The organism is Streptomyces flavalbus (assembly GCF_042674625.1).
Classification (GTDB): domain Bacteria; phylum Actinomycetota; class Actinomycetes; order Streptomycetales; family Streptomycetaceae; genus Streptomyces; species Streptomyces flavalbus.
The window spans coordinates 5742739-5768120 of sequence record NZ_JBHTEB010000001.1; the positions used below are offsets into that span (position 1 = coordinate 5742739).

Annotated in this window: 20 protein-coding genes; 16 read left to right on the forward strand and 4 right to left on the reverse strand. The window is 73.0% G+C overall.

Annotated features, from left to right (window positions below; all coding sequences use genetic code 11):
• Positions 1–44: 44 nt before the first annotated feature.
• Entirely contained in the window at positions 45–1058 is a 1014-nt protein-coding gene (locus tag ACFQZ6_RS25870; RefSeq protein ID WP_381613155.1) for a LacI family DNA-binding transcriptional regulator, read from the reverse strand.
• 340 nt (positions 1059–1398) lie between these two features.
• On the opposite strand from ACFQZ6_RS25870, the gene ACFQZ6_RS25875 reads away from it, so the two are divergent.
• From ACFQZ6_RS25875 to ACFQZ6_RS25905, 7 genes are all read left to right on the forward strand, one after another.
• Positions 1399–3333 (forward strand): acyl-CoA dehydrogenase family protein, encoded by a 1935-nt coding sequence (locus tag ACFQZ6_RS25875; RefSeq protein ID WP_381613158.1) that lies wholly within the window; start codon positions 1399–1401, stop codon positions 3331–3333.
• A gap of 55 nt (positions 3334–3388) precedes the next feature.
• The gene (dxr, locus tag ACFQZ6_RS25880) at positions 3389–4645 is read left to right on the forward strand and encodes a 1-deoxy-D-xylulose-5-phosphate reductoisomerase (RefSeq protein WP_381613161.1); all 1257 of its coding nucleotides are present in this window, start codon (positions 3389–3391) and stop codon (positions 4643–4645) included.
• Positions 4646–4653: 8 nt separating this feature from the next.
• Positions 4654–5946 (forward strand): M50 family metallopeptidase, encoded by a 1293-nt coding sequence (locus ACFQZ6_RS25885; protein ID WP_381618644.1) that lies wholly within the window; start codon positions 4654–4656, stop codon positions 5944–5946.
• 170 nt (positions 5947–6116) lie between these two features.
• Positions 6117–7274: a flavodoxin-dependent (E)-4-hydroxy-3-methylbut-2-enyl-diphosphate synthase gene (gene ispG, locus ACFQZ6_RS25890; protein WP_381613164.1), complete on the forward strand. Its 1158-nt coding sequence runs from the start codon at positions 6117–6119 to the stop codon at positions 7272–7274.
• Between the two features lie 669 nt (positions 7275–7943).
• Positions 7944–8792 (forward strand): GNAT family N-acetyltransferase, encoded by an 849-nt coding sequence (locus ACFQZ6_RS25895; RefSeq protein WP_381613168.1) that lies wholly within the window; start codon positions 7944–7946, stop codon positions 8790–8792.
• 126 nt (positions 8793–8918) lie between these two features.
• Entirely contained in the window at positions 8919–9470 is a 552-nt protein-coding gene (locus ACFQZ6_RS25900) for a GNAT family N-acetyltransferase (protein ID WP_381613171.1), read from the forward strand.
• A 73-nt stretch (positions 9471–9543) separates the two neighbouring features.
• A complete protein-coding gene (locus tag ACFQZ6_RS25905; RefSeq protein ID WP_381613174.1) occupies positions 9544–11244 on the forward strand; it encodes a proline--tRNA ligase in 1701 nt (566 codons plus the stop codon).
• Between the two features lie 78 nt (positions 11245–11322).
• Here ACFQZ6_RS25905 and ACFQZ6_RS25910 read toward each other — a convergent pair whose 3' ends face one another.
• From ACFQZ6_RS25910 to ACFQZ6_RS25920, 3 genes are read right to left on the reverse strand one after another with little or no spacing between them, the layout of a single operon-like run.
• Positions 11323–12222, reverse strand: coding sequence for an aminoglycoside phosphotransferase family protein (locus ACFQZ6_RS25910; RefSeq protein WP_381613177.1), 900 nt, complete (start codon positions 12220–12222; stop codon positions 11323–11325).
• Between the two features lie 59 nt (positions 12223–12281).
• The gene (locus tag ACFQZ6_RS25915) at positions 12282–12755 is read right to left on the reverse strand and encodes a ferritin-like domain-containing protein (protein WP_381613180.1); all 474 of its coding nucleotides are present in this window, start codon (positions 12753–12755) and stop codon (positions 12282–12284) included.
• Positions 12752–13300 carry a hypothetical protein gene (locus ACFQZ6_RS25920; protein WP_381613183.1) on the reverse strand — a complete coding sequence of 183 codons (549 nt, stop codon included), beginning with the start codon at positions 13298–13300 and terminating at the stop codon, positions 12752–12754. The genes ACFQZ6_RS25915 and ACFQZ6_RS25920 overlap by 4 nt, the downstream gene beginning before the upstream one ends.
• Positions 13301–13494: 194 nt before the next feature.
• Between ACFQZ6_RS25920 and rimP the strand changes: the two genes are divergently transcribed.
• The 9 genes from rimP (at position 13495) to ACFQZ6_RS25965 (ending at position 25349) form a co-directional block, all read left to right on the forward strand.
• Positions 13495–14025: a ribosome maturation factor RimP gene (rimP, locus tag ACFQZ6_RS25925; RefSeq protein ID WP_381613186.1), complete on the forward strand. Its 531-nt coding sequence runs from the start codon at positions 13495–13497 to the stop codon at positions 14023–14025.
• Between the two features lie 2 nt (positions 14026–14027).
• Positions 14028–15080 carry a transcription termination factor NusA gene (nusA, locus tag ACFQZ6_RS25930; RefSeq protein WP_381613188.1) on the forward strand — a complete coding sequence of 351 codons (1053 nt, stop codon included), beginning with the start codon at positions 14028–14030 and terminating at the stop codon, positions 15078–15080.
• 101 nt (positions 15081–15181) lie between these two features.
• A complete protein-coding gene (locus ACFQZ6_RS25935) occupies positions 15182–15478 on the forward strand; it encodes a YlxR family protein (protein ID WP_381613191.1) in 297 nt (98 codons plus the stop codon).
• A 148-nt stretch (positions 15479–15626) separates the two neighbouring features.
• Positions 15627–18704, forward strand: a complete 3078-nt coding sequence (gene infB / locus ACFQZ6_RS25940; RefSeq protein ID WP_381613194.1) for a translation initiation factor IF-2 — start codon at positions 15627–15629, stop codon at positions 18702–18704.
• 134 nt (positions 18705–18838) lie between these two features.
• A complete protein-coding gene (locus ACFQZ6_RS25945) occupies positions 18839–19135 on the forward strand; it encodes a DUF503 domain-containing protein (protein ID WP_381613196.1) in 297 nt (98 codons plus the stop codon).
• Between the two features lie 40 nt (positions 19136–19175).
• Positions 19176–19655 carry a 30S ribosome-binding factor RbfA gene (gene rbfA, locus ACFQZ6_RS25950; RefSeq protein ID WP_381613198.1) on the forward strand — a complete coding sequence of 160 codons (480 nt, stop codon included), beginning with the start codon at positions 19176–19178 and terminating at the stop codon, positions 19653–19655.
• Positions 19652–20557 (forward strand): tRNA pseudouridine(55) synthase TruB, encoded by a 906-nt coding sequence (gene truB, locus ACFQZ6_RS25955; RefSeq protein WP_381613201.1) that lies wholly within the window; start codon positions 19652–19654, stop codon positions 20555–20557. The genes rbfA and truB overlap by 4 nt, the downstream gene beginning before the upstream one ends.
• Positions 20558–20836: 279 nt before the next feature.
• On the forward strand, positions 20837–24244 hold the full coding sequence (locus ACFQZ6_RS25960) for a serine protease (protein ID WP_381613203.1): 3408 nt from the start codon (positions 20837–20839) through the stop codon (positions 24242–24244).
• Positions 24245–24392: 148 nt separating this feature from the next.
• Positions 24393–25349 carry a bifunctional riboflavin kinase/FAD synthetase gene (locus ACFQZ6_RS25965; protein ID WP_381613206.1) on the forward strand — a complete coding sequence of 319 codons (957 nt, stop codon included), beginning with the start codon at positions 24393–24395 and terminating at the stop codon, positions 25347–25349.
• Positions 25350–25382: the final 33 nt, after the last annotated feature.

The following is a 25382-nucleotide window of genomic DNA, read 5'->3' on the forward strand; positions in this document are numbered from 1 at the left end:
TGGGCAGGGGTGGCCCGGGCGGGCCGTACGGGGGAGGGCGGGACTCAGGACGCGGTCGGCGCAGGGCCCGAGCTGGCGCGGACCGTCAGCTCCGGGGCGATCAGCACGACCTCGTCCGTGCCCCGGCCGTCGAGCTTGGCGACCAGCCGCTCCACGGCGTTGCGGCCCATCTCCTGCGCCGGGATGGCGACCGACGTCAGCCGCACCGACGCCTGGGTGGCGACCTGGTCGGGGCAGATCGCGACCACCGACATGTCCTCCGGCACCGCCCGGCCCTGCTGGCGCAGCAGCGCGAGCAGCGGCTCCACCGCCGACTCGTTCTGCACCACGAACCCGGTGGTGCCGGGCCGTTCGTCGAGGACCCGGGCGAGCGTCACGGCCATCGCGTCGTACCCGCCCTCGCAGGGCCGGTGCAGCAGCCGTACGCCCAGCTCACGGGCCTGGGAGCGGAGTCCGTCGAGGGTGCGTTCGGCGAAGCCGGTGTGCCGCTCGTAGACGGCCGGGGCCTCCCCGATGACGGCGACGTCGCGGTGCCCGAGCCGCGCCAGGTGCGTCACGCACAGCGCGCCCGTCGCCGACCAGTCCAGGTCGACGCAGGTCAGCCCGGCGGTGTCGGCGGGCAGCCCGATCAGCACGGACGGCTGGTCGGTCGCCCGCAGCAAGGGCAGCCGCTCGTCGTCCAGTTCGACGTCCATCAGGATCATGCCGTCCGCGAGCCCGCTGCCGGTGACCCGGCGCACGGCGTCCGGGCCCTCCTCACCGGTGAGCAGCAGGACGTCGTAGCCGTGGGTGCGGGCGGTGGTGGCGACGGCGATGGCGATCTCCATCATCACCGGCACGTACAGGTCGGTGCGGAGCGGGATCATCAGCGCGATGATGTTCGACCTGCTGCTGGCCAGGGCGCGGGCACCGGCGTTCGGGTGGTAGCCCAGCTCGCGGATGCTCTGCTCGACCCGCAGCCGGGTGGTCGCGGAGATGGACCGCTTGCCGCTGAGGACATAGCTCACCGTGCTCGCCGACACTCCGGCGTGCTGGGCGACCTCGGCGAGGGTGACCATCCGGCTCTCCAAGGGTTGTGAAGCGCTTCGACAGTGGCGCGTGGCCGATGACGGGCGGTGAGGGTGGTTCGACAGTAGCTTCAGTGCGAGTGGGTGTCCATAGCCGTCGAAGCGCTTCGATGACTTTCTCACCGTCGACGCGCCTCGCGCTCCTCAAAGTAAGCGGGCGGCCGGACCCCGGCGCACCGTCCGCCGACATCCGTACCGACACGCGTGCCGAATCCGCCGAACGGCTGCGCGCGGGGTGGTGGCCTCGCCCGGGATCGGGTACATACGATCGGGTAGCACCCGTCGGTAACCAAAACGGTCCATGATCCCGATTCGCGGCGAGGTGAGCCTCATGTCCGCAGCTCCCACCACCCGACCCACCGTCACCGAACGTGAGGCCCGCCAGGTGGCGGAGGCCGCCCGGGAACAGCACTGGCGCAAGCCCAGCTTCGCCAAGGAACTGTTCCTCGGCCGCTTCCGGCTCGACCTCATCCACCCGCACCCCCTCCCGGCCGACGAGGACGTCCAGCGCGGCGAGGAGTTCCTCGCCAAACTCCGCGACTTCTGCGAGACGAAGATCGACCCGGCCCGCATCGAGCGGGACGCGCAGATCCCCGACGAGGTCATCGACGGCCTCAAGGAACTCGGCGCCCTCGGCATGAAGATCGACACCAGGTACGGCGGCCTCGGCCTCACCCAGGTCTACTACAACAAGGCCCTCGCCCTGGTCGGCTCCGTCAGCCCCGCCGTCGGCGCGCTGCTGAGCGCCCATCAGTCCATCGGCGTCCCGCAGCCGCTGAAGATCTTCGGCACCCAGGAGCAGAAGGACGCGTTCCTGCCGCGCTGCGCCCGCACCGACATCTCCGCCTTCCTGCTCACCGAGCCGGACGTCGGCTCCGACCCGGCCCGGCTGGCGACGACGGCGGTCCCCGACGGCGACGACTACGTCCTCGACGGGGTGAAACTCTGGACGACCAACGGCGTCGTCGCCGACCTGCTCGTGGTCATGGCCCGCGTCCCCAGGTCCGAGGGCCACAAGGGCGGCATCACCGCCTTCGTGGTGGAGGCGGGCTCGGAGGGCGTCACCGTCGAGAACCGCAACGCCTTCATGGGCCTGCGCGGCCTGGAGAACGGCGTCACCCGCTTCCACCAGGTCCGCGTCCCGGCCGCGAACCGCATCGGCCCCGAGGGCGCTGGCCTCAAGATCGCCCTGACCACCCTCAACACCGGCCGCCTCTCGCTGCCCGCGATGTGCGTGGGCGCCGGGAAGTGGTGCCTGAAGATCGCCCGGGAGTGGTCGGGCGCCCGCGAGCAGTGGGGCAAGCCGGTCGCGCTGCACGAGGCGGTCGGCTCGAAGATCGCGTTCATCGCGGCCACCACCTTCGCCCTGGAGGCGGTCCTCGACCTGTCCTCCCAGATGGCCGACGAGGACCGCAACGACATCCGCATCGAGGCCGCCCTCGCCAAGCTCTACGGCTCGGAGATGGCCTGCCTGATGGCCGACGAACTGGTCCAGATCCGCGGCGGCCGGGGCTTCGAGACGGCCGCCTCCCTCGCGGCGCGCGGTGAGCGGGCGGTGCCCGCCGAGCAGGTCCTGCGCGACCTGCGCATCAACCGCATCTTCGAGGGCTCCACCGAGATCATGCACCTGCTGATCGCCCGCGAGGCGGTCGACGCCCACCTCTCCGTCGCCGGGGACCTCATCGACCCCGACAAGTCCCTCCAGGACAAGGCGAAGGCGGGCGCCCAGGCGGGCGTCTTCTACGCCAAGTGGCTGCCGAGGCTCATCGCGGGCCCCGGCCAGCTCCCGACGTCGTACACCGAGTTCAAGCGGGAGGTCGACCTCTCCGCGCACCTGCGCTACGTGGAACGCACCGCCCGCAAGCTGGCCCGCTCCACCTTCTACGCCATGTCCCGCTGGCAGGGCCGCATGGAGACCAAGCAGGGCTTCCTCGGCCGGGTCGTCGACATCGGCGCCGAACTCTTCGCGATGAGCGCGGCGTGCGTCCGCGCCGAACTGCTCCGCTCCCAGGGCGACCACGGCCGCGAGGCCTACCAGCTCGCCGACGCCTTCTGCCACCAGGCGCGCATCCGCGTCGAGGAACTCTTCGGCCGCCTGTGGACCAACACCGACGACCTGGACCGCAAGGTCGTCAAGGGCGTCCTCTCCGGCACCTACACCTGGCTGGAACAGGGCGTCCTCGACCCCTCGGACGACGGCCCGTGGATCGCCGACGCGACCCCAGGACCCGCCACGAAGGAGAACGTGCGCCGTCCGATCAGGTGACGTGGGACGGGACGCCCTGTCCTGTGCACACCGTCCTTGCGGCCACAATGGGGGGATGAGCGACAGCCCATCCCCCCTCGCCGACCCGCATCTCGTCTACGACCCCGTAGCGGGCGGCGGCCCGAAGGACGTGGTGATCCTCGGGTCCACCGGGTCGATCGGCACCCAGGCCATCGACCTGGTGCTGCGCAACCCGGACCGGTTCCGGGTCACCGGACTCTCCGCCAACGGCGGCCGGGTCGCCCTCCTCGCCGAGCAGGCGTACCGGCTGCGGGCGCGGACCGTCGCCGTCGCCCGCGAGGACGTCGTACCGGACCTCCGGGAAGCCCTGCGGGCCGAGTACGGCGCCGGGGAGCCGCTGCCCGAGATCCTCGCGGGCCCGGACGCGGCCACGCGGGTCGCCGCCTCGGACTGCCACACCGTCCTCAACGGCATCACCGGCTCCATCGGACTCGCCCCCACCCTCGCCGCCCTGGAGGCGGGCCGCACCCTCGCGCTCGCCAACAAGGAGTCGCTCATCGTGGGCGGCCCGCTGGTCAAGGCGCTCGCCAAGCCCGGCCAGATCATCCCCGTCGACTCCGAGCACGCCGCCCTCTTCCAGGCGCTGGCCGCCGGAACCCGCGCCGACGTGCGCAAACTGGTCGTCACCGCCTCCGGCGGCCCCTTCCGCGGCCGTACCAAGGCCGACCTCGCGCACGTCACCGTCGAGGACGCCCTCGCCCACCCCACCTGGGCGATGGGCCCGGTGATCACCATCAACTCCGCGACCCTCGTCAACAAGGGCCTGGAGGTCATCGAGGCGCACCTGCTGTACGACATCCCCTTCGACCGCATCGAGGTCGTCGTCCACCCGCAGTCGTACGTCCACTCGATGGTGGAGTTCACCGACGGGTCCACGCTCGCGCAGGCCACGCCCCCCGACATGCGCGGGCCGATCGCCATCGGCCTCGGCTGGCCGGAGCGGGTGCCCGACGCCGCGCCCGCCTTCGACTGGAGCACCGCCTCCACCTGGGAGTTCTTCCCCCTCGACAACGACGCGTTCCCGTCGGTCGACCTCGCCCGGCACGTCGGTACGCTCGCGGGCACCGCCCCGGCGGTGTTCAATGCCGCCAACGAGGAGTGCGTGGACGCGTTCCGGCGCGGGGCCCTGCCCTTCAACGGGATCATGGAGACCGTGACCCGGGTGGTGGAGGAGCACGGCACCCCCCGCACGGGAACTTCCCTGACCGTGTCGGACGTCCTCGAAGCGGAGACCTGGGCCCGCACCCGGGCCAGGGAACTGACGGCACTGACGGTGGAGGCGCGTGCATGACGAGCTTGATGATGATCCTCGGCATAGTCGTCTTCGCGGTCGGCCTGCTGTTCTCGATCGCCTGGCACGAGCTGGGGCATCTCTCCACGGCCAAGCTCTTCGGCATCCGCGTGCCCCAGTACATGGTCGGCTTCGGCCCCACCATCTGGTCCCGCAAGAAGGGCGAGACCGAGTACGGCGTCAAGGCCGTCCCGCTCGGCGGCTACATCCGCATGATCGGCATGTTCCCGCCCGGCCCGGACGGCAAGATCGAGGCCCGCTCCACCTCCCCGTGGCGCGGCATGATCGAGGACGCCCGCTCCGCCGCCTTCGAGGAGCTGCGCCCCGGCGACGAGACCCGCCTCTTCTACACCCGCAAGCCGTGGAAGCGGGTCATCGTGATGTTCGCGGGCCCGTTCATGAACCTGGTCCTCGCGGTGGCGCTGTTCCTCACCGTGCTGATGGGCTTCGGCATCACCCAGCAGATCACCACCGTCAGCTCCGTCTCGAAGTGCGTCATCGCCCAGAGCGAGAACCGCGACAAGTGCCAGGACGGCGACCCCGCCTCCCCGGCCGCCGCCGCGGGCCTCAAGGCCGGGGACAAGATCGTCGCCTTCGACGGCGTCCGCACCGACGACTGGAACGAACTCTCCGACCTGATCCGCGCCCACCCCGGCGAGTCCGTGCCGATCGTCGTCGAGCGCGACGGGCAGGAGCGCACCCTCCAGGCGACCATCGCCACCAACCAGGTCGCCAAGAAGGACTCCCACGGCCAGATCGTCCAGGGCGAGTACGTCACCGCGGGCTTCCTCGGCTTCAGCGCCGCCACCGGCGTCGTCAAGCTGGACTTCGGGGACTCCGTGGTCTGGATGACCGACCGCGTCAGCGAGGCCGCCGACGCCCTCGCCGCCCTCCCCGGCAAGATCCCCGCCCTGTGGAACGCCGCCTTCGACGGCGCCGAACGCGAACCGGACTCCCCGATGGGCGTCGTCGGCGCCGCCCGCGTCGGCGGTGAGATCTTCACCCTCGACATCCCGCCCACCCAGCAACTGGCCATGGCCCTGATGCTGGTCGCCGGGTTCAACCTCTCCCTGTTCCTGTTCAACATGCTCCCGCTGCTCCCACTCGACGGCGGGCACATCGCGGGCGCGGTGTGGGAGTCGGTGCGGCGCAACATCGCCCGGGTGCTGCGCCGTCCCGACCCCGGCCCCTTCGACGTGGCGAAGCTCATGCCCGTCGCCTACGTGGTCGCCGGGATCTTCGTCTGCTTCACGATCCTGGTACTGATCGCGGACGTGGTTAACCCGGTGAGAATCTCGTAGCCACACGCCGTTCCAGGCGGCCCGGCACCCTCGGTGCCGGGCCGCCTTCCATCGGGTGGGTTTCGCGGGGCGTGATGTGCCCGGCGTGCTGCCCGTGCCGTAATCTCGGACTCCGGAGTCCGCCGCTGACGGAACCGGACCTTGATCCACGACTTGGGGTTGCACAGCAGATGACTGCGATTTCTCTCGGTATGCCGTCCGTTCCGACCAAGCTCGCCGAGCGCCGCAAGAGTCGGCAGATCCAGGTCGGAACCGTGGCGGTCGGCGGCGACGCCCCGGTGTCGGTGCAGTCGATGACGACGACGCGTACGTCCGACATCGGCGCCACCCTCCAGCAGATCGCCGAACTCACCGCCTCCGGCTGCCAGATCGTCCGCGTCGCCTGCCCCACCCAGGACGACGCCGACGCCCTCGCCACCATCGCCCGCAAGTCGCAGATCCCGGTCATCGCGGACATCCACTTCCAGCCGAAGTACGTCTTCGCCGCGATCGAGGCGGGCTGCGCCGCGGTCCGCGTCAACCCCGGCAACATCAAGCAGTTCGACGACAAGGTCAAGGAGATCGCGCGGGCCGCCAAGGACCACGGCACCCCGATCCGCATCGGCGTGAACGCGGGCTCCCTGGACCGCCGCCTGCTCCAGAAGTACGGCAAGGCGACCCCGGAGGCGCTGGTGGAGTCGGCGCTGTGGGAGGCGTCGCTCTTCGAGGAGCACGACTTCCGGGACATCAAGATCTCGGTCAAGCACAACGACCCCGTGATCATGATCGAGGCGTACAAGCAGCTCGCCGCGCAGTGCGACTACCCCCTCCACCTCGGCGTCACCGAGGCGGGCCCGGCCTTCCAGGGCACGATCAAGTCGGCCGTCGCCTTCGGCGCGCTGCTCTCCCAGGGCATCGGCGACACCATCCGGGTCTCCCTGTCGGCGCCGCCCGCCGAGGAGGTCAAGGTCGGCATCCAGATCCTGGAGTCGCTGAACCTCAAGGAGCGCGGCCTGGAGATCGTCTCCTGCCCGTCCTGCGGTCGCGCCCAGGTCGACGTCTACAAGCTGGCCGAGGAGGTCACCGCGGGCCTGACGGGCATGGAGGTCCCGCTCCGCGTCGCCGTCATGGGCTGCGTCGTCAACGGCCCCGGCGAGGCCCGCGAGGCCGACCTCGGCGTCGCCTCCGGCAACGGCAAGGGTCAGATCTTCGTCAAGGGCGAGGTCATCAAGACCGTCCCCGAGTCCAAGATCGTCGAGACCCTCATCGAAGAGGCGATGAAGCTCGCCGAGCAGATGGAAGCCGCGGGAACCGCCTCCGGCGAGCCTTCGGTGTCGGTCGCGGGCTGAGCGGCGCGAACCTCCGCCGGACCACGGGAAGCGAAGCGGGAGCCCGCCCTGGGCGAGGCGCCCGCCTTTGAGGAAGCGGGAGCCCGCTCCTCGGGGGAAGTCGGAGCCCGCCTCTCGGGGCCAAGTCGGGCCCCGTCCTCTGGGAGAGGCCGGGGCCTGCCTCTCGGGGCAAGTCGGGGCCCCCTCCGGGGAGGCGGGAGCCAGCCCTGGGCGAGGCGCCCGCCTTTGAGGAGGCGGGAGCCCGCTCCTCGGGGGAAGTCGGAGCCCGCCTCTCGGGGAAGTCGGAGCCCGCCTCTCGGGGCCAAGACGGGCCCCGTCCTCTGGGAGAGGCCGGGGCCTGCCTCTCGGGGCAAGTCGGAGCCCCCCTCCGGGGAGGCGGGAGCCAGCCCTCGGCTAAGCGCCCGCCCTTGAGGAAGCGGGAGCCCGCCCCTCGTGGCCAAGTCGGGGCCCGCCCCCGGGGGGAGTCGGGCCCGCCCCCCGGGGGAAGTCGGGGCCGCCGCCCGGGGCAAGCCGGAGTGCGCTTCCCCGGGAGAAGCCGGGGCCCGCCCCCCGGGGTGAGCTGGGGGCCTGCCCCCCGGGAAGGCGGGAGCCAGTCCTCGGGGACGACGCCGTGGGAATTCGGCAGGTACAGTGCGGAGATCGGCAGATCCCCCTGTGAGGCCCCGCACCGTGTTGACCCAGACGACCTCCCGGGTCCTCGAACCGAGCGACCTGGACGCCGCGCTCGCCGTCCTCGACCGCGAGCCGGTCGCGAACGCCTTCGTGGCCTCCCGGGTCCAGATCGCTGGGCTCGACCCCTGGCGCCTCGGCGGCGAGATGTGGGGCTTCTACGAACACGGGATGCTGACGTCCCTGTGCTACGCGGGCGCCAACCTCGTCCCCATCTGCGCCACCCCGCGCGCCGTGCGCGCCTTCGCCGACCGCGCCCGCCGCGCCGGACGGCGCTGCTCCTCCGTCGTCGGCCCCGCCGAGCCCACCGCCCTGCTGTGGCGCCTGCTCGAACCGCACTGGGGCCCGCCCCGCGAGATCCGCGCCCACCAGCCCCTCATGGTCACCGACCGGCTGCCGTCCGACATCACCCCGGACCCCTACGTCCGCCGCGTCCGCAAGGACGAGATGGAGACGATCATGCCCGCGTGCGTGGCGATGTTCACCGAGGAGGTCGGCGTCTCCCCGCTCGCCGGTGACGGCGGACTGCTCTACCAGGCCCGCGTCGCCGAACTGGTCGGCTCCGGCCGCTCCTTCGCCCGCTTCGACGAGCACGGCAAGGTCGTCTTCAAGGCGGAGATCGGCGCCGCCACCGACCGCGCCTGCCAGATCCAGGGCGTCTGGGTCGCCCCCGAGCACCGCGGCAGGGGCCTCGCCGCCCCCGGCATGGCCGCGGTCCTGCGCTACGCCCTCGCGGACGTCGCCCCCGTGGCCAGCCTCTACGTCAACGACTACAACACGGCGGCGAGAAGGACGTACCAGAGGGTGGGGTTCCAGGAAGTCGGCGCGTTCATGAGCGTGCTGTTCTAGTCGGCTGTTCCGATCGGACGTCCTGCCTCGGACGTCCTGCCTCGGACGACCTGCCTCGGGCGTTCTGATCGGCCACACTCCCGCTACACCCGGCGAACACCGAGAACACCCCTGTAGGCTCCGCACATGCTTCGCGACACCGTGATCAGCACCCTCGATCTGCCGACCCACGTCGACGAAGCACTCACCGTGCAGGCCCTGGCCTTCGGCCTCGGCGCCGACGAGATTGCCGTACGCCGCCAGATCGTCCTGCGCCACATGACCTACCCCGGCGCACGGGCCTACGGCGCCACCACCGCCGACGGCGCCCTCGTCGGGTTCGTCTACGGGATGCCCAACAGCCGCGCCCACTGGTGGTCCACGGTCGTGGAGCCGTACCTCCGCGCCGAGGGCCACGACGCCTGGCTCGACGACTCCTTCGTCATCACCGAACTGCACGTCCACCCCGGCTACCAGAACCGCGGCATCGGCCGCGCCCTGATCACCACCATCACGGACACCGCGACCGAACCCCGCTCGATCCTCTCCGCGATCGACACCGACAGCCCGGCCCGCGGCCTCTACCACTCCCTCGGCTACCGGGACCTCGCCCGCCGCGTCCTGTTCCCCAGCGCCCCCAAGCCGTACGCCGTGATGGGCGCCCCACTGCCGCTGCGCCGCCGGGGCGACAGGCCCTAACCGATTTCCGCCGCCGCGCACCGCCCGGCTAACCTCCTGGCATCACACTCACGCAGCAGGAGATACGACAACCATGGCGAACGCACCGGTCCAGCGCATGTCCCAGTTGATGGCGAAGACGCTGCGCGACGACCCGGCGGACGCCGAGGTGCTCAGCCACAAGCTGCTGGTCCGCGCGGGCTACGTACGCCGTACCGCCGCCGGGATCTGGAGCTGGCTGCCGCTCGGCAAGAAGGTCCTCGCCAACGTGGAGCGGATCGTCCGCGAGGAGATGGACGCGATCGGCGCCCAGGAGGTCAGCCTCCCCGCCCTGCTGCCGCGCGAGCCCTACGAGGCGACCGGCCGCTGGAACGAGTACGGCGCCGAACTGTTCCGCCTCCAGGACCGCAAGGGCGGCGACTACCTCCTCGGCCCTACCCACGAGGAGATCTTCACCCTGCTGGTGAAAGACCAGGCGTCCTCGTACAAGGACCTGCCGGTGATCCTCTACCAGATCCAGACCAAGTTCCGTGACGAGGCCCGGCCCCGCGCGGGCATCCTGCGCGGCCGGGAGTTCCTGATGAAGGACTCCTACTCCTTCGACACCGCCGACGAGGGCCTCGCCGAGTCCTACGCCCTGCACCGCGCGGCCTACCAGCGGATCTTCGAGCGCCTCGGCCTCGACTACCGCATCTGCGCGGCGACCGCGGGCGCGATGGGCGGCTCAAAGTCGGAGGAGTTCCTGGCCCCGGCGGAGGCGGGCGAGGACACCTTCGCGGACTGCCCGAACTGCGACTTCGCCGCGAACACCGAGGCGATCTCGTACGCGCTGAAGCCGGTGGACGCCACCGGTGTGCCCGCCGCCGAGGACATCGACACCCCCGACACCCCGACCATCGAGACCCTCGCCGCCTCGCTCGGCGTCCCGGCCTCCGCCACGCTGAAGAACCTGCTGGTGAAGGTGGACGGCGAGATCGTCGCCGTGGGCGTGCCCGGGGACCGTGAGGTCGACCTGGACAAGGTCGAGGCGCACTTCGCGCCCGCGGTGGTCGAGATGGTCACCGAGGCGGACTTCGCGACCCGCCCCGACCTGGTGCGCGGCTACGTCGGCCCGCAGGGCCTGGAGAAGGTCACCTACCTCGCCGACCCGCGCGTGGCGCCCGGCACGTCCTGGATCACCGGCGCGAACAAGGTGAACACGCACGCCAGGAACGTGGTCGCGGGCCGGGACTTCGAGGTCGACGAGTACGTCGACGTCGTGGTCGTCGAGGAGGGCGACCCCTGCCCCCTCTGCGGCACCGGTCTGAAGCTGGACCGCGCCATCGAGATCGGCCACATCTTCCAGCTCGGCCGCAAGTACGCCGACGCCCTCAAGCTGGACGTCCTCGGCCAGAACGGCAAGCCGGTCCGCGTCACCATGGGCTCCTACGGCGTCGGCGTGTCCCGCGCGGTCGCCGCCCTCGCCGAGCAGAGCGCCGACGACAAGGGCCTGTGCTGGCCCAAGGAGGTCGCCCCGGCCGACGTGCACGTGGTCGCCGCGGGCAAGGCCCTCCAGACCGAGCTGGCCCTCGACGTCTCCGGGCAGTTGGCCGCCGCGGGCGTGCGCGTCCTGGTCGACGACCGGGCGGGTGTCTCGCCGGGTGTGAAGTTCACCGACGCGGAACTGATCGGCGTACCGAAGATCCTCGTCGCGGGCCGCCGCGCCGCGGAGGGCATCGTCGAGCTGAAGGACCGCCGCACGGGCGACCGCGAGGAACTCCCCGTGGCCGACGCCGTCGCCCGCCTGACGGCGTAACGACGGTTCCTGCTTGGGGGCGCCCTGGATCACCGGGGCGCCCCGGACCGCTTTCCGCCGGGACGGATTGTCGCCGGGCTACAGCCAGCCCGCGAACTCCAGGAGGAGTTCCGCGTCCTGGGGGCGGCCCACCCGGCGCGCGCGGACGCCTGACTCCACCGCGCGGAACAGGGTCCAGCCGCGCAGGCGTTCCTGGTCGACCTCCAGGGACTCCGCGAGCCGCTTGACGCGGCGGCGGGTCGTCGACGCGCCGGACGGGGAGGCGATGAGGTCCTCCACCCGGTCCCGCACCAGCCGCGCCAGGTCGAAGGCGCACTCACCGACCACCGGGTCGGGACCCACCGCCAGCCACGGCATCCGCTCCGCGCCGAGCACCTTGCTCTGCCGGAACGTGCCGTGCAGCAGCCGGTGCTCAGGCGGCGCCACCAGCAGCTCGTCGCGGGCCGCCAGCGCCGCGTCGACCAGCGGGCGCAGCTCGGGATAGGCGTCGGCGTCCGCGCGCATCGCCGCCGCCTGCCGCCCGGTCCGCCCGGCGACCGTCTCGAACTCGGGCCCCCGCGGCGGCTCGACCCACAGCCGCCGCAACGTCCCCGCCGCTTCCAGCAGCGCCTTCGCCTCCGGCAGCGACCGCACCGACACATCCGGATGCAGTCGCTCCAGCAGCAGCGCCCCGTCCTCGGAGACCGCCTCCAGGAGCAGTACGGCACCCCGCCCGCCCCAGTGCGCCAGCGCCGCCCGCTCACTCGCCGGACGGGCCCGCGGCGGCGCCAGCTTCAGCACCGCGGGCGTGCCGTCCGCCCGCCGCACCAGCGCCACCAGGCTGCTCCGGCCGCCCGGCACCTGCACCCGCTCGACGGTCAACCCGCGTAGCGCGGCGGCCTGGTGGACCGCCTCCGGCAGCTTCTCCAACCAGTCGTCACCGTCCGGTGCCGTCTCACCGAGCGCCCTGACCAGACGCCGCGGCGGTTCGAAAGCCATGCGCGAGTCGTTCCCTTCTCCTGAGGACCACGGGCCGGGTACGGCCGGGCGGGGGGCCGTCACCCGGGCGGTCCCGCCGACGCCGAGGCCGCGGACCGCTCGGCGAGACCAGGGAAGGCTACGCTCCCGCCGCGCCAGCGCACCGCCCGCACCGCCGCCTCCCGCAGCGCCTCCACCGCGGCGGCCCGCTGCGCGCCCGACGCCGCCCGCACCAGATCCGAGTAGACCCCGGCGACCCGCTCCTCCAGCACCACCGCGAGCCGTACCGCCGTCGCGGTGTCCGACACCGGGAACGGCAGCGCGTACCCGGCGGCGGCCGCGACCGGCTCGGCGTCCAGGTCCCGCAGGTCCCGCGCCAGCGCGTCCCGGCGTGCCCGGTGGGCGTCGTACGCCGCCCGCGCCTCGGCGCGCCGACCCTCGCCGATCCGGCCGCCGACCACCCCGTAGCCGTACACCGCCGCGTGCTCGGCGGCCAGCGCCGCCTGGAGCGCCGTCAGCTCCCCGTCCTCGTCCTTGTCCTTCGCCCCGCTCATCCGGCGTCGTCCTCCTTCGGCGTCCCGGTCAGCAGATACGCGTGCGCCGACCCGGCCGCCGCCACGGAGGCCAGCAGCCGCGCCGTCTCGCCTGGCAGTTCGAGCAGCGCCTCCGCGCGCCGGTCCGCCAGCGTCCGCTCGACGGCGGCCAGCTCCGCGAGCGCGGCCTCCTCGGTGCCGGGCACGGCGGCCCGCCCGGTGGACGACGCGGACGGCGACTCCGACGGCGACGCGGACGCCGACGGGCCCGGCACGCCCCCGAACGCCTTCACGTGCCGTACGACCTCCTCCCGCAGCGGACGCAGCCGCCCGGCCAGCGCCGGATGGGCGGCCAGTACGGCGTCGTACCGCTCGGCCAGCGCCTGGCTCTCCCGCGCCGCACGCGCGCGTGCCCGGTCGGCGGCCGACGGGCGGGCGCTCCGCGCGTCCCCGGCGTCCTCGGACCCGCCGGAGCAGCCGACGAGGAGGGCGGTGCCCGCCGCCGAGGCGAGCAGGCTCCTTCTGCGCGGCCCCGAGGGGGTGCGCTGCGGTGGGGAAAACGGCACGGCGGACGTCCTCGGAGGGCTCGTACGGATGAGGGGTCGGGCGGCACGCCCGTGATCACGGTACCCGCGCCCCCGCCCGGCGCACCCACCGGCGGGGCGCCGGGTGGACGGCAACACCCCCTGGGACCGGATACCCTTTGAGCCAGACACACGACCCATCCCACAACAGCACACGCGGCCGAGGAGTCACCCGGATGAGCACCACCCAGAGCGAGAGGCTGCGAGAACTGCTGGAACCGCTCGTCAGCGCTCATGGCCTGGATCTGGAAGAGATCGCGGTGGACTCGGTCGGACGCAAGCGGGTGCTGCGCGTCGTCGTCGACTCCGACACCGGAGCGGACCTGGACCGGATCGCCGATGTGAGCCGCGCGCTCTCGGCGAAGCTCGACGAGACGGACGCGATGGGCGCGGGTGAGTACACCCTCGAGGTCGGAACCCCGGGCGCGGAGCGCCCCCTCACCGAACCACGGCACTACGAACGCGCCACCGGACGGCTGGCGAAGTTCCAGCTCGCCCAGGGCGGGGAACTGGTCGCCAGGATCCTCACCGTCGACGCCGAGGGCGTCGACCTGGAGGTGCCCGGGGTGAAGGGGCGCAGGCCCACGGCACGCAGACTCACCTTCGAGGACATCGCCAAGGCGCGGGTCCAGGTCGAGTTCGGCCGCAAGGACGACAAGAACAGCAGCACGAGCAGCGAGAACGACAAGGAAGAGGAGGAGGCGTAGCCGTGGACATCGACATGAGCGCCCTGCGGGGCCTGGTGCGGGAGAAGGAGATCTCCTTCGACCTGCTGGTCGAGGCGATCGAATCGGCCCTCCTCATCGCCTACCACCGCACCGAGGGAAGCCGCCGCCACGCGCGCGTGGAGCTGAACCGGGAGACCGGGCACGTGACCGTGTGGGCGAAGGAGGACCCCGAGGACCTGGAGGAAGGCCAGGAGTCGCGCGAGTTCGACGACACCCCGTCCGGGTTCGGACGGATCGCCGCGACCACCGCCAAGCAGGTCATCCTCCAGCGACTGCGCGACGCCCAGGACGACGCGACCCTCGGTGAGTACGCCGGCCGCGAGGGCGACATCGTCACCGGCGTGGTCCAGCAGGGCCGCGACCCGAAGAACGTGCTCGTCGACATCGGCAAGCTGGAGGCCATCCTGCCGGTGCAGGAGCAGGTGCCCGGCGAGACCTACCCGCACGGGATGCGGCTGCGGTCGTACGTCGTCCGGGTGGCGAAGGGCGTACGCGGTCCCTCGGTCACGCTTTCCCGTACCCACCCCAATCTGGTGAAGAAGCTCTTCGCCCTTGAGGTGCCGGAGATCGCCGACGGGTCGGTGGAGATCGCCGCCATCGCGCGTGAGGCCGGTCACCGTACGAAGATCGCGGTCCGCTCCACCCGTTCCGGACTGAACGCCAAGGGCGCCTGCATCGGCCCGATGGGCGGCCGAGTCCGCAATGTCATGGGCGAACTCAACGGAGAGAAGATCGACATCGTCGACTGGTCGGACGACCCGGCCGAGATGGTGGCGAACGCGCTCTCCCCGGCCCGGGTCTCCAAGGTGGAGGTCGTGGACCTGGCGGCCCGCTCCGCGCGGGTGACGGTCCCGGACTACCAGCTCTCCCTGGCGATCGGCAAGGAAGGCCAGAACGCCCGGCTCGCGGCCCGGCTGACCGGCTGGCGGATCGACATCCGGCCGGACACCGAACCGGCCGGGAACGGCGACGAGGCCGGGGAGCGAACCGGGAACGGGGCCGGGAACCGGTCCGGGAACCGGTCCGGGGAATAGATCCAGGCCGTACGGCGCTGAGATCACGACAACCCCCTGACAACAGCCGTTCGATTCTTGCCCCAAAGGGGTGAGGTCGGTGCGGGGAGGTAGACTGAGGAGTGTCTGGCCGGACGCAGGCCCGCCCCTGCCCGGAACGCACCTGTGTGGGGTGCCGGGAGCGAGCGGCCAAGACTGATCTGCTGCGCATCGTGGCGATCAAGGACGAATGCGTCCCTGATCCTCGCGGTACGCTGCCCGGCCGGGGTGCCTATGTGCACCCGGCACCGGTCTGTCTCGACCAGGCGGTACGCCGCCGGGCGTTCACGCGGGCACTGCGCGCCCCGGGAGCGCTCGACACAAAGGCGTTGCGCCGGTACGTCGAGCGGGCAACAGTTGCCGAGCAGGCAACACGGTAGAAAGACATGCCGTACGGAACCCCGTGCGGTCTGGTACCTCGCGAGTCGAAAGCAGGTCGAGATTGCGATGAGCACTCGATGAGTACGCGATGAGTACGCCCATGAACTAGCGACGGTCCGGCCGCAACCCGGACCTCAAAGGAGCGAAGTGGCTAAGGTCCGGGTCTACGAACTCGCCAAGGAGTTCGGTGTGGAGAGCAAGGTCGTCATGGCCAAGCTCCAGGAACTCGGTGAATTCGTCCGATCGGCGTCTTCGACGATCGAGGCGCCCGTAGTACGCAAACTGACCGACGCCTTCCAGGCGGGCAGCGGCAACGGCAAGTCCGCCGCGAAGCCCGCCCCCCGGAAGGCCTCCCCCAGGCCCGCCGCGCCCTCCCCGGCGCAGGCGGCCCGTCCGGGTGCCCCGAAGCCGGGCGCCCCCAAGCCCCCGACGGCGCAGCCCCCGGTGGCACAGCCTCCGGCGGCCCAGCAGCCCGCGGCCCCCGCCGCACCGGCGGCGTCCCCCGGTCCGCGTCCGACGCCGGGCCCCAAGCCCGCGCCCGCGCCGCGTCCGGCCCCGGCCGCGCCGACCACCCCGGAGTTCACGGCGCCGCCGTCGGCTCCCGCCCCGTCCCCGGCCGCGCCGCGTCCCGGCGCGCGCCCCGGCGCCCCCAAGCCCGGTGGCCGTCCCGGCCCGGGTCAGCAGGGCGGCGGCGGTCAGGGCCGTGGCCAGGGTGCGCGTCCCGGTGGTGCCGCGCCGCGTCCCGGTGGCCGTCCGGCTGGTCCGCGCCCCGGTAACAACCCCTTCACCTCCGGTGGCTCCACCGGCATGGCCCGTCCCCAGGCGCCGCGTCCGCAGGGCGCCCCGCGTCCCGGCGGCCCCGGTGCCCCCGGTGGCGGTCCCCGTCCGCAGGCGCCCGGCGCCCAGGGCGGCGGTCCCCGTCCCCAGGCTCCCGGTGGCGGTCGTCCGAGCCCCGGCTCGATGCCCCGTCCGCAGGGCGGCGGCCCGCGTCCCGGTGACGGTAGCGCCGGTCCGCGTCCGAACCCCGGCATGATGCCGCAGCGTCCGGCCGCGGGTCCGCGTCCCGGTCCCGGCGGCGGTCGCGGTCCGGCCGGTGCCGGTCGTCCCGGCGGCGGTCGTCCCGGTGGCGGCGGCGGCTTCGCCGGTCGTCCCGGTGGCGGTGGCGGCGGTGCCCGTCCGGGTGGCGGCGGCTTCGCCGGTCGTCCCGGTGGTCCCGGCGGCGGTGGCGGCTTCGGCGGTGGCGGCGGTGGCCGTCCCGGCTTCGGCGGTCGTCCCGGCGGTCCCGGTGGCCGTGGTGGCACGCAGGGCGCCTTCGGCCGTCCCGGTGGTCCCGCGCGTCGTGGCCGCAAGTCGAAGCGGCAGCGTCGCCAGGAGTACGAGGCCATGCAGGCCCCGAGCGTCGGCGGCGTGATGCTGCCGCGCGGCAACGGCGAGACCATCCGTCTCTCCCGCGGCGCGTCGCTCACGGACTTCGCGGAGAAGATCAACGCCAACCCGGCGTCGCTCGTCGCGGTCATGATGAACCTCGGCGAGATGGTCACCGCCACGCAGTCGGTCTCCGACGAGACCCTCCAGCTCCTCGCCGACGAGATGAACTACACGGTTCAGATCGTCAGCCCGGAGGAGGAGGACCGCGAGCTGCTGGAGTCCTTCGACATCGAGTTCGGCGAGGACGAGGGCGACGAGGAGGACCTGGTGGTCCGCCCGCCGGTCGTCACCGTCATGGGTCACGTCGACCACGGTAAGACCCGGCTCCTGGACGCCATCCGCAAGACGAACGTCATCGCGGGCGAGGCGGGCGGCATCACCCAGCACATCGGTGCCTACCAGGTCGCGACCCAGGTCAACGACGAAGAGCGCAAGATCACCTTCATCGACACCCCGGGTCACGAGGCGTTCACCGCCATGCGTGCCCGTGGTGCGAAGTCGACCGACATCGCGATCCTGGTCGTCGCGGCCAACGACGGCGTCATGCCGCAGACGGTCGAGGCGCTCAACCACGCCAAGGCGGCCGACGTCCCGATCGTCGTCGCGGTCAACAAGATCGACGTCGAGGGCGCGGACCCGACCAAGGTGCGCGGCCAGCTCACCGAGTACGGCCTGGTGGCCGAGGAGTACGGCGGCGACACCATGTTCGTCGACATCTCCGCCAAGCAGGGGCTGCACATCGACGACCTGCTGGAAGCGGTCATCCTGACCGCCGACGCGTCGCTCGACCTGCGGGCCAACCCCCACCAGGACGCGCAGGGCATCTCCATCGAGTCCCGTCTCGACCGCGGCCGTGGTGCCGTGGCGACGGTCCTCGTGCAGCGAGGCACCCTCCGCGTGGGCGACACGATGGTCGTCGGCGACGCCTACGGCCGCGTCCGTGCCATGCACGACGACCTCGGCAACAACGTCGCCGAGGCCGGTCCGTCCACCCCGGTCCAGGTGCTCGGTCTCACCAACGTGCCCGGCGCCGGTGACAACTTCATCGTGGTCGACGAGGACCGCACGGCCCGCCAGATCGCGGAGAAGCGCGCCGCCCGTGAGCGCAACGCGGCCTTCGCGAAGCGCACGCGCCGCGTGTCCCTTGAGGACCTGGACAAGGTGCTGAAGGCCGGTGAGGTCCAGCAGCTCAACCTGATCATCAAGGGTGACGCCTCTGGTTCGGTCGAGGCCCTGGAGTCCTCGCTGCTCCAGCTCGACGTCGGCGAAGAGGTCGACATCCGCGTCCTGCACCGCGGCGTCGGTGCGGTCACGGAGTCCGACATCGACCTGGCGATGGGCTCGGACGCCATCGTGATCGGCTTCAACGTCCGGGCGGCTGGCCGCGCGGCGCAGATGGCCGAGCGCGAGGGCGTGGACGTCCGCTACTACTCGGTCATCTACCAGGCGATCGAGGAGATCGAGGCGGCCCTCAAGGGGATGCTCAAGCCGGAGTACGAAGAGGTCGAGCTGGGCACGGCGGAGATCCGCGAGGTCTTCCGCTCGTCCAAGCTGGGCAACATCGCGGGTGTGCTCATCCGCTCCGGCGAGGTGCGGCGCAACACCAAGGCGCGCCTCATCCGCGACGGCAAGGTCATCGCGGAGAACCTCACCATCGAGGGCCTGCGTCGCTTCAAGGACGACGTGACCGAGATCCGCGAAGGGTTCGAGGGCGGTATCAACCTCGGCAACTTCAACGACATCAAGGTCGACGACGTCATCGCGACGTACGAGATGCGCGAGAAGCCGCGCGCGTGACCTGACACGCGACTGGGGCCGGTCGGCGGGAGTTATTTCCGTCGATCGGCCCCGGCCGTTGCGTGTACGGTTCCCGTATCGGCGTCGACGCGTGACGCCCGTACCCCGGACCGGCGGGACATCCGGACACACACATGTACGTGGGGACACTGTCCTTCGACATCCTCCTCGGCGACGTACGGTCGCTGAAGGAGAAGCGCTCCGTCGTCCGCCCGATCGTCGCGGAACTCCAGCGGAAGTTCGCGGTCAGCGCGGCCGAGGTGGACCACATGGACCTCTACCGCCGCGCGGGCATCGGACTGGCGGTGGTGTCCGGTGACGCCGGGCACCTCACCGAGGTGCTCGACCGGTGTGAACGGCTGGTCGCCGGGCGTCCCGAGGTGGAGCTGCTGTCCGTGAGACGCCGCTTCCACGGTGACGACGACGACTGACCACAGAACGTAATGACAGGAAAGAACGGGAGACGGACCAGTGGCCGACAACGCGCGGGCTAAGAGGCTGGCGGACCTCATCCGAGAGGTGGTGGCCCAGAAGCTGCAGCGCGGGATCAAGGACCCGCGGCTCGGCTCGCACGTCACCATCACCGACACCCGGGTGACGGGCGACCTGCGGGAGGCGACCGTCTTCTACACGGTGTACGGCGACGACGAGGAGCGCGCGGCAGCCGCCGCGGGCCTGGAGAGCGCCAAGGGTGTGCTCCGCTCCGAGGTCGGCCGGGCGGCCGGGGTGAAGTTCACCCCCACCCTCACCTTCGTCGCCGACGCCCTCCCGGACACCGCCCGCACCATCGAGGACCTCCTCGACAAGGCGCGGCAGTCCGACGCCAAGGTGCGCGAGGCGTCCGCGGGCGCCCGCTACGCCGGTGAGGCGGACCCGTACCGCAAGCCGGACTCCGAAGACGGCACCGACGAGGCCGACGACGCCGACGAGACGGACGACAGCACCGCATGACCCAGCAGCACTCCACGCCCGACGGCCTCGTCATCGTCGACAAGCCGTCGGGCTTCACCTCGCACGACGTGGTCGCCAAGATGCGCGGCATCGCCCGCACCCGCCGCGTCGGCCACGCGGGCACCCTCGACCCGATGGCGACCGGCGTCCTCGTCCTCGGGGTGGAGCGGGCGACCAAGCTCCTCGGGCACCTCGCCCTCACCGAGAAGGAGTACCTCGGCACGATCCGGCTCGGCCAGACCACGGTCACCGACGACGCCGAGGGCGACGTCACCGCCTCCACCGACGCCTCCCGGATCACCCGGGAAGCCATCGACGCCGGGATCGCCAAGCTGACCGGCGACATCATGCAGGTGCCGTCCAAGGTCAGCGCCATCAAGATCAACGGCGTGCGGTCGTACAAGCGGGCGCGGGAGGGCGAGGAGTTCGACATCCCCGCCCGGCCGGTGACCGTCTCGTCCTTCGCGGTGTACGACATCCGCGACGCCGTCGCCGACGACGGCACCCCCGTGCTCGACCTGGTGGTGTCGGTGGTCTGCTCCTCCGGCACCTACATCCGCGCCCTCGCCCGCGACCTGGGCGCCGACCTCGGCGTCGGCGGCCACCTCACCGCGCTGCGGCGCACCCGCGTGGGCCCGTACAAGCTGGACGCCGCGCGGACCCTCGACCAGCTCCAGCAGGAGCTGACCGTGATGCTGGTCGCGGAGGCGGCCGGAGCCGCGTTCCGCCGCTGGGACGTCGACGAGCGGCGCGCCCGGCTGCTGACCAACGGGGTGCGGCTGGAGATGCCGGACGAGTACGCGGGGGGCGGGCCGGTGGCCGTGTTCGGTCCCGGCGGTGTCCTGCTGGCCCTGGTCGAGGAGCAGCGGGGGAAGGCCAAGAGCCTCGCGGTGTTCGGCTAGCGGGGCTCGGCTCGTGCCTTGTCGCGGGTCCGCCCGTGGAGCGGCGATCACGGGGTTCGCCTGTCGCCGCTCCACGGTCCCCCCTCGGTTCCCCCACCCCTAGGGTGTATCCACCGGTCACCGCCCTTTCACCCGTCCGGGCAGGCGCTCGGAGTGAACCGGGGGAGCGGAAGGGGGCGCGTTCGCCCGGCGATCTGTCGCCCTGATCATCCCGCGCCTAACGTCGACGGTGTCGAGGACACAGCGCGGGTGTACGGGTGCAGGGCAGGGGGTTCGACCATGGTGGCCGACGACGCCCTCGTGTACGTCCGTGATCCGGCCGGTCGGCCGCGCGGCACCGGCTTCGCGGTGGACCATCACGGCACCGTCCTCACCAGCCACGGGGCCGTGGACGGCCTGTCGCGGGTGACGCTGTGCGCCGCCAGGGGCGGCGGTCGTACCGTCACCCTCACCGCTGCCGCGGTCACCCCGCTGACCGGCCTCGGTCTCACCGTCGTCCGCGCCGAGGGCCTCGGGCTCGACCCGCTGCCCCTCAGCGTGCGGGAAGGGGCCGCCCAACCCGGCCGCTACGTGCGGTTCTTCGCGGGCCGGTGGTGGGAGGCGCGGGTGCTGGGGATGGCCACGGGCGGCGGTCACCTGCCCGACGCCGTGCTGGAGCTGGCCATGGGCACCGCCGCGCGGGACGCGCTGCGGATGGGGGGCGCCGGGATGGCCGGGGGGCCGGTGGTGGACGCCGCCACCGGTGCGGTGGTCGCCGTCCTGGGGACCGTACCGCCGTCAGGGGAGCGCGACGGGGGGTTCGCCGTGCCGCTGTCGGTGTCGTGTGCGGGGCGGGGGCCGCTCGCGGAGCTGTTCTCCCGTAACGCCGCGACCGTCCCCGCGTACGGCGCCGACCTCAATCTCGCCGGAGCGCTGGAGCTGACGGCCACCTCCCTGGGCTGCGACGGCGTGCCGGAACCGGGGCCGGTGGCGCCGGTCGAGCGGGCGGAACCAGCACGGGAGTTCGCCGCGTTCACCGCGGGACCGGTCACGGGACCGGCCGTCGTGCTCGGTCTCGTCGGACCGCCCGGCAGCGGTCGTACGACGGAACTCGCCGCCCTCGCCGCCCGCCGCGCCCGGGGCGCGGAACCGGCGCCCACGCTGTGGCTGCGCGGCGCCGACCTGCGGGACGACGACGCCTCCGTGGCCGACGCCGCGCGCCGGGCACTGCACCGCGCCGCGCGCGTCTTGGCCGCCTCGCCCCACACCCCGGCCGCCGTCGAACCCCGCGACCTCACCCCCGAACGCGTCGCCCGCCTCGCCCGCTCCGTCGGCCGTCCGCTGCTGCTGCTCCTGGACGGCCCCGAGGAGATGCCGCCCGTGCTCGCCCACCGGCTGGCCGACTGGACCGACCGCACAGTGCGGTGGCTGCGGGAGAGCGGCGTACGGCTGGTGGTGGCGTGCCGGGAGGAGTACTGGGAGGGGGCGGGGTTCCCGGCGGAGGCGGTGTACGGCGGGGGAGGAGGCGTGGACCGCGCTCGGGCCGGTGGTGTTCCGCTCGGTGACCTCGGTGCGGGCGAGGCCCTCGTGGCACGCGCGCGTTACGGTCTCGACGAACGGGACCTCGACCCGCGCGACGCCCGGCACCCCCTCACCCTCCGGCTGGCCGCCGAGGTGCGGGCCGCCCTGCCCGGCGTGCACCTCGGCGGCGCGCGGCCCGACCGCTACGAGGTCTTCTCCGCCCACCTGGACCTGATGTGCCTGCGGATCGCCGTCCGCCTCGCCGCCGTACAGGGCCTGCGCGGCACCGCCGTACGCCGTCTCGCGGCGAAGGTCGCCGGGCAGGTCCACGAGGCCGCCCGGCGCAGCCTCGGCCCCGGGCAGGGCGGTCTCGACCGGGAGGCGTTCGAGGCGGTGTTCCCCTGGGGGACCGCCCCGGACCGGCTCGGCGGCGGCACCGGCTGGGCGTCCGCCGTCCTCGCCGAGGGCCTCCTCGTCCCGGCGGGCGGCGGCTACCGCTTCGCCCACGAGGAGCTGGCCGACTGGCTCCAAGGGCTGCACCTCGATCTGGACGGGGCCCTGCACGCCCTGGTGCACCGCCCCGGCGGCGCGGGCGGCGGTCCCGCGGTGCCGGTGCCGCGCCACCGTATCGGCCCCGTCGTCGAGGCGCTGCTGCTGCTCGCCCGGCCACCGTACGGCGGACCCGAGCGGCTCACCGTCCGGCTGGCCGAGCTGGTGCGGGCGCTGGCCGCCGAGCCGCGCTCCTGGTGGGCGGCGCGGCTGCTGTCCGGCACGCTGCGGCGGCTGCCGGACGCGACGCCGTACACGGACGTGCTGTGGGTGCTCGCCGATGTCGTCGGCGGCGGGCAGGCACCCCTCGTGGCGGAGTTCGGGCCGGAGTTCTGGAACAACCTGGCGTTGTCCACCGGAGACCGCTGCGCGCTCCTCGGGCGTCTCGTCGTCGCGGACGGGCCGCCGCACGCCCCAGGACCCCGCTACCTGGACGCCGCCGCCCGGCTCCTGGACGCCGATCCCGCCGCCGTACAGCCGCACCTCGTGCGCTGGTTCGCGGACGGGAGGCCGCTGCCCGCCGCCCCGGACGCGACCGTGGCGACGGCCGCGCAGGCGCTGCTGCACACCCACCGGCACCGGGCCGTCGACGGCCTGACGGAGGCTCTGGTCGACAGCGCGCACCGGCACGCCGACGAGCTGCTCGCCACGCTGGCCGAGGAGGAGCCCTCCGCCGTGTGCCGGGCCGTCGACCGGTGGGCGCGGGACGAGCGGCCCGCCCGGCGGGTGGCGGCCGTCGTGCACGGCCTGCGCGCCGCGCCGCACGCGCGCGGCGATGCCGACCGTGAGCTGCTGCGGCAGGCCGCCCTCGCGCTGCTCGCCCGCCCCGCCGACGCCAGCCTGCACGGCGGCGCCCTCGCCCTCCTCGTCCGCGACCCGCAGACCCGTGACCGCCACCTGCCGCGCGCCCTCGGCCACTTCACGGCGGGCGATCCGCAGGTGCCGCCCGGCGCGCTGGTCGACGCCCTCGCCACGCACCCCGAAGCGGTCCTGGACGCGTTCCGGGCCCGGCTGTCCTCGGGGGACCGGGCGGACGCGGACACGGTGCTGGGCGTCGCGCTGGACGCGCTCGTGCCCGGGGCGGAGTGGCGGGCGGTGGCGCTGGTGCGGGAGGTGGCGGCACGGCGGCCGGAGATCGCCGGGGCTCTCGCCGCGTACGTCGACCGGCGCCTCGACGACGGGCCGCTCGCCGGGGTCCGCGCGCTGGTCGGCGGGTTGCTGGACGGCTCGGCCCCGGAGGCGCTGCGGTGCGCGCTGGCGGGGGTGCTGGTGGCGCCGGGGACGGCGGGCTCGCGCGGGCTGCGGCGGGAACTGTGCGGAGGGCTGCTGGCGCGGGAGGAGTCACCGGCGGTGCTGGAGAGCGTGCTGCGGGAGGCTGTGCGGTGGGCCGGTGAGGGGGGCGAGTGTGTGGAGTCTCTGCGTGATCTCGTCCGTCGGGTCGGGCTGCTGCTCGTGCGGACTCCGCGGGGGGCCGCGCGGTACGACCGTGCGCTGGTGGAGCTGGCCCGCGGGGACGCCGGGTTCGCGGTCCGGCTGGCGGGGTGGCTGGCGCGGGAGCCGGGGGAGTGGGCGGCGGTGGTCGGGCCCAGCGCACGCCGGATGATCGAGAACCTGGCGGGGGTGCGGGTACCCGCGTGAGGGGCGTGGGGCCTCGGGACGTGGGCGTCGCGTGCGCCGGATCACAGCTCAGGACGCCGATGCGGGGCGACGGCACCCGGCATGGCACCCTTAGTCCTGCATCAGAGGCAGACGGCAAGTACCGACACGGGTTCGAGGAGCGGTCACAGTGCAGCGCTGGCGTGGCTTGGAGGACATCCCCCAGGACTGGGGGCGCAGCGTCGTCACCATCGGCTCCTACGACGGAGTCCACCGCGGACACCAGTTGATCATTCGGCACGCCGTGGACCGCGCCCGCGAGCTGGGCGTCCCCGCGGTCGTCGTCACCTTCGACCCGCACCCCAGCGAGGTCGTCCGCCCCGGCAGCCACCCGCCGCTGCTCGCGCCGCACCACCGCCGCGCCGAACTGATGGCGGAACTGGGCGTGGACGCGGTGCTGATCCTGCCCTTCACCACCGAGTTCTCGAAGCTGTCCCCGGCCGACTTCGTCGTCAAGGTGCTGGTGGACAAGCTGCACGCCAAGGCGGTCGTCGAGGGCCCCAACTTCCGCTTCGGCCACCGGGCCGCGGGCAACGTGGAGTTCCTCACCGAGCAGGGCAAGGTGTACGACTTCGAGGTCGAGGTCGTCGACCTGTACGTGACCGGCGAGGCGGGCGGCGGCGAGCCGTTCTCCTCGACCCTGACCCGGCGCCTGGTGAGCGAGGGCGACGTCGGGGGCGCCGCCGAGATCCTCGGCCGTCCGCACCGGGTGGAGGGCGTGGTCGTACGGGGCGCGCAGCGCGGGCGCGAACTCGGTTTCCCGACCGCCAACGTGGAGACCCTGCCGCACACCGCGATCCCGGCCGACGGGGTGTACGCGGGCTGGCTGCACGTCGCGGGGGAGGCGATGCCCGCGGCGATCTCCGTCGGCACCAACCCGCAGTTCGACGGCACCGAGCGGACGGTGGAGGCGTACGCCATCGACCGGGTGGGCCTGGACCTGTACGGCCTGCACGTCGCCGTGGACTTCCTCGCCTTCGTGCGGGGGCAGGCCAGGTTCGACACGCTCCAGGCGCTGTTGGACCAGATGGCCGACGATGTGCGGAAGTGCCGGGAGTTGGTGGGGGCGGCGGAGGCCGCGGAGTAGTTCCCGGCAGTGGGTGACGACGGCGCGGCCGGT